The sequence below is a fragment of the Stenotrophomonas maltophilia group sp. RNC7 genome (genome assembly GCF_030910085.1).
GTDB classification, from domain to species: Bacteria; Pseudomonadota; Gammaproteobacteria; order Xanthomonadales; family Xanthomonadaceae; genus Stenotrophomonas; species Stenotrophomonas sepilia.
Genome location: NZ_JAVFVN010000802.1, coordinates 1 through 737, shown reverse-complemented (window position 1 = coordinate 737; position 737 = coordinate 1). Strand labels below are relative to the sequence as shown.

Below are 737 nucleotides of genomic sequence, written 5' to 3'. Positions count from 1 at the left end.
CACAGGTTGCCAGCCACGGTCTAACCAGACAGGTTTCGCACTCATCCGAAGTCCAGCAGCATATCCGCCTGCGCTCTCAGGATCGTGGCCACTTCTTCCGGGCTATCCGTATCCATGAATGCGGCGATGACAGCCTCAAGCATGATCATGTTGCGCGTGCGCCAGACCTTGATCGTGGATTTGTTCGCTATGTCGTTAAGAGCCTTAAGCTCTTTCTTGGAGGGCTTGGGCATGGATGCTCTCTCCAATGGAAAAGAGATTAAGCCGCTAAAGCCTTGTCACCATCGATTGCAACACCGACGCCACCAAGTTCATACTTGGCCACGGTCTTTCCAATCTCATTCATCACGTAGACCGTTCCACCAGTGATATAGATGCGAACGCCGTGTTCGTTTTCGTAAGAGACGGTCTTGCCTTCCGAGCTGTCCATGTTGGCGTGAAACTGTGGCTCACGACCAGTGAATAGCGTCTCGCCATGGATATGAACGTGCTTGATGGTGAACATGATGCGACTTCCTTCTGTTGCTTCTGGATATGAAAAAGCCGCCACCCGAAGGCGACGGCTACAGACTGCTACAGGTTGCTATTGCTCACGCTGCAACGTGGAATAGACTAAGTGGCAAAGCTGAACTCTTGTGAGTTCTCCCATCAGAACGACTTGGCGGTGCCTGTACGTGACCACAGCAAGCTCGCCTTATGTCACCTAGCGCCTTTTTAGCGCCGCCGTTCTGATTAGT

The 737-nt window shown here is 52.4% G+C and carries 2 protein-coding genes; both read right to left on the bottom strand.

The genetic code is table 11. The features are described 5' to 3' along the window. Positions 1–41 precede the first annotated feature (41 nt). Entirely contained in the window at positions 42–233 is a 192-nt protein-coding gene (locus RCF13_RS19345; RefSeq protein ID WP_308141463.1) for a hypothetical protein, read from the bottom strand. A 26-nt stretch (positions 234–259) separates the two neighbouring features. Then, complete coding sequence (locus RCF13_RS19340) at positions 260–505, bottom strand: hypothetical protein (protein ID WP_176056663.1); 246 nt, start codon at positions 503–505, stop codon at positions 260–262. Positions 506–737 lie beyond the last annotated feature (232 nt).

Coding starts and splice junctions, on each gene's coding strand:
- RCF13_RS19340 (WP_176056663.1), bottom strand. CDS start 505: ATGTTCACCATCAAGCACGTTCATATCCATGGCGAGACGCTATTCACT.
- RCF13_RS19345 (WP_308141463.1), bottom strand. CDS start 233: ATGCCCAAGCCCTCCAAGAAAGAGCTTAAGGCTCTTAACGACATAGCG.